The sequence below is a fragment of the Patulibacter sp. genome (assembly GCF_030655195.1).
GTDB lineage: Bacteria > Actinomycetota > Thermoleophilia > Solirubrobacterales > Solirubrobacteraceae > Patulibacter.
The window spans coordinates 1-3,513 of record NZ_JAURWA010000166.1; the positions used below are offsets into that span (position 1 = coordinate 1).

Consider the following 3,513-nt stretch of genomic DNA (forward strand, 5'->3'; position numbering starts at 1 on the left):
CGGTGGCGGGACGGCGGCCGGCTCGTCCTGCACCAGCGTCGCGCCGGCGGCCGCGGCGATCCAGAGGGCGTCGCGGCTACGCACGGGCGGCCTCCTCCTCGCCGGCCGCGGCCCGGGCGCCAAGCAGCTCCCGGGCGACGACGCGGTCGTCGAAGGGCACGGTGCGGTCGGCGAACTGCTGCCCCTGCTCGTGGCCCTTGCCGGTGATCAGCACGACGTCCCGGGGGCCCGCCAGGTCGAGCGCCCGGGCGATCGCCGCACGGCGGTCCTCGATCCGCTCGACCACGGTCCCCGCGCCGTCCGCGCCCGCCAGGACCTCGTCGAGGATCGCGGCGGGGTCCTCGGAGCGCGGGTTGTCGGAGGTGGCGATGGCGACGTCGGCCTCGGCGGCGGCGATCCCGCCCATCAGGGGCCGCTTGCCCCGGTCGCGGTCGCCGCCGCAGCCGAAGACGCAGATCGACCGGCCGCGCCCGCCCTCGTCCCCGGCGGCCCGGCGGGCGGCGAGGTCGTCGTCGAGGACGCCCGTCGCGGCCGCCAGGACGTTGTGCAGCGAGTCCGGGGTGTGGGCGTAGTCCACGAGCACCGCGAACGACTGCCCGGCGTCGACCGACTCCAGGCGCCCGGGCACGCGGCCCGCGTCGGCCAGCGCCGCGGCGGCGACGTCCTCGTCGACGCCCAGCGCGACGGCCACGACGAACGCCTGCAGGGCGTTCATGACGTTGAAGCGCCCCGGCATCGGCGTCGACAGCTCGCGGCCGTCGAGGACGAAGCTGCTGCCCCGCAGGCCGGTGCGCACGTCGGTGGCGCGGAAGCGGGCGTCGGTCGCCTCGAGCGAGACCGTCAGCGCGTCGGGGTGCAGCTGCGCCAGGCGCCGGCCGTACGGATCGTCGACGTCGACGACCTTCGGCGCGCCCTCGGCCTGCTCGAACAGGCGGGCCTTGGCCAGGAAGTAGTCCTCCATCGTCGGATGGAAGTCCAGGTGGTCCTGGGTGAGGTTGGTGAAGATCGCCGCGGCCCAGTGGATCGCGTCGGCGCGCCCGAGCGACAGGGCGTGCGAGGAGACCTCCATCACGCACGCGCGGTCGCCGGCGGCGGTCATCTCGGCGAACAGGGGCTGCAGGTCGATCGCCTCGGGCGTCGTGCGCCCGGCGTCGCGGTCCTCGCCCCCGACGATCTGCGCGACGGTGCCCAGCAGCCCGGTCGGGCGGCCGCCGGCCTCCAGGAGCGCCCGGACGAGGAAGGCGGTGGTCGTCTTGCCGTTCGTGCCGGTGATGCCGACCGTGGAGAGCGTGGTGGTCGGGTCGCCGGCCAGGCGCGCGGCGGCCGGGGCCATCGCGGCGCGGACGTCGGGGACGACGACCTCGGGCACCCCGGAGTCCAGCGGGTGGTCGACGACCAGCGCCGCGGCGCCGCGCTCGACGGCCGTCGAGGCGAACTCGTGCCCGTCGCGGGTGAGCCCGCGGACGCAGAAGAAGACGGTCCCGGGACCGACCCGGCGGTCGTCGTAGGCGAGCGACGAGACCGCGACGGCGCGCGCCGACTCCGGCGTCTCTTGGAACAGGTCCCCCAACGTCATGCGCACGGGAGCCTAGACGAGGACCCGGCCGCGTCCGCGCCCGCCTCCGGCCGTTCCGGCCCGGGACGGACGGCCCTCCGCCCGGCCCGGATCACTTCGTCGTCGGGACCTTGAGGTACTGCATGGCGTAGCGGGCGATCTCGGCGAACGCCGGCCCCGCGACGGTGGCGCCGTAGCCGCCGCCGGCGGGCTCGTCGGCGACCACGACGATGATGACCTTCGGGTCCTGGGCGGGCGCGAAGCCGGCGATCGACGCGACGTTGCGGTTCTCCACGTACTCGCCGAGCTTCTCGTCGTAGACGTTCGACGTGCCGGTCTTGCCCGCGAGCGTGTACCCGGGGACCTTGACCGCCGAGGCCGTGCCGCCGGCCTCGAAGACGCCGCTGAGCATGCCGCGGAGCTCCTTGGCCACCTCGGGACGCAGGATGCGGGTGCCCTTCGGCCGCGTGACGAGCTTCCCCTCGACCGTCCGCACGAGCGTCGGCTTGCGCAGGACGCCGCCGTTGGCGATCGTCGCGTAGAGGTTGGCGATCTGCATCGGCGTGACGAACTGGCCCTGACCGATCGGCAGGTTGCCCATCGTCGAGCCGGAGTACTTCGCGACCGGCAGCAGCAGGCCCTGCTCCTCCGGCATGCCGATCCCGGTCTTCTCGCCGAAGCCGAACCTGCGCATCCACCCGTCGAAGGCGTCCTTGCCGCGCTCGGCGTTCAGGCGCATGCCGATCTTGATCGCGCCGACGTTGGAGCTCTCCGCCAGGATCCGACCCGGGTTCATGACCTCGGTGCCGTGGCCGTGGGAGTCCGAGATCGTCCGGTCGGCGACCTGGATGGAGTACGGCACCGTGAACGGGGTGTCCGGCGTGACGACCCGGTCCTGCAGGGCTCCGCCGACGGCGACGGCCTTGAACGTCGAGCCCGGCTCGTAGTTGAGGTTCAGCGCCAGGTTGCTCTTGTACTCCTCGGGCGATCCGGCGGGGTTGTTCGGGTTCACGCGCGGCCAGTTGGCCATCGAGAGGACCTGCCCGTCGGGCTGCATCACGATCGCCGTGGCGCGCTTGGGCCGGTAGGTCTGCGCCATCTCCTGCAGCGCGTCCTCGGTCATCTGCTGGATCCGCGTGTCGACCGTCAGGCCGACGTCCTTGCCGGGGACCATCGTCCGCTCGACCTTGCGGCGCAGCGAGCTGCCCGACGCGGCGTTCGTGTCGACCGTGCGGCCGTTGACGCCGCGCAGCCGGTCGTCAAGGGCGTACTCGAGGCCCGAGAGGGCCTTGTCGTCCGTGCCGAACGCCCCGAGGAGCTGGCCGGCCAGCGCGTTGTTCGGGTACACGCGGCGGTTGCGTGGGGTGAAGTCCAGGCCGTTGAGCTTGATGTCCTGCCGCTTGGCGCGGTCCTTCATCGCCTGGATCTTCGTGTCCGGGATCGACCGGCCCAGGTACTCGAAGCCCTTGCCGGAGGTCAGCTTGTCGAGGACGGTCTCCTCGTCGAGGTCCAGCGACGTGGCGATCAGCGCGGCCATCGTGGCGGGCTGCTGGGCGGGCGTCAGCGTCTTGAGCTCGAGCACCTGCTTGGACGACACGGAGACGTCGGCGGCGGGCTCGGACACGGCCAGCGCGTTGCCGCGACGGTCGGTGATCTCCCCGCGCAGGGCGAGCACGTCGGTGCCCTTGAGCTGCTGGCCGGCGGCCCGGACGCTGAGGGTGTCGGCCTTGGCGAGCGCGAACCACACCGAGCGCAGCCCGGCGAGGGCGACGAGGACCATGGCGATGTTGAAGAGCACGCGCAGGCGGCGATCTGCGTACATGCACGCTCGTTCGCCGCGGCGCCGGGCGCTCCTGCCGGGCGGCGAGGGTTTTATGTCGCCCGGGGTGGCCGGCGGGCCGGGCCGGAGGCACGGACGGGCCGCGCCCGGCGTGGCCGGGCGGGCCGCCGGGCGCCGT

At 73.8% G+C, this 3,513-nt stretch carries 2 protein-coding genes; both read right to left on the reverse strand.

Annotated elements, in window-relative coordinates:
* Nucleotides 1-76: 76 nt before the first annotated feature.
* The gene (locus Q7T67_RS18215; RefSeq protein WP_304793127.1) at nt 77-1,576 is read right to left on the reverse strand and encodes a UDP-N-acetylmuramoyl-L-alanyl-D-glutamate--2,6-diaminopimelate ligase; all 1,500 of its coding nucleotides are present in this window, start codon (nt 1,574-1,576) and stop codon (nt 77-79) included.
* 91 nt (nt 1,577-1,667) lie between these two features.
* Entirely contained in the window at nt 1,668-3,377 is a 1,710-nt protein-coding gene (locus Q7T67_RS18220; protein WP_304793130.1) for a penicillin-binding protein 2, read from the reverse strand.
* Nucleotides 3,378-3,513 lie beyond the last annotated feature (136 nt).

Coding starts and splice junctions, on each gene's coding strand:
- Q7T67_RS18215 (WP_304793127.1), bottom strand. CDS start 1,576: ATGACGTTGGGGGACCTGTTCCAAGAGACGCCGGAGTCGGCGCGCGCC.
- Q7T67_RS18220 (WP_304793130.1), bottom strand. CDS start 3,377: ATGTACGCAGATCGCCGCCTGCGCGTGCTCTTCAACATCGCCATGGTC.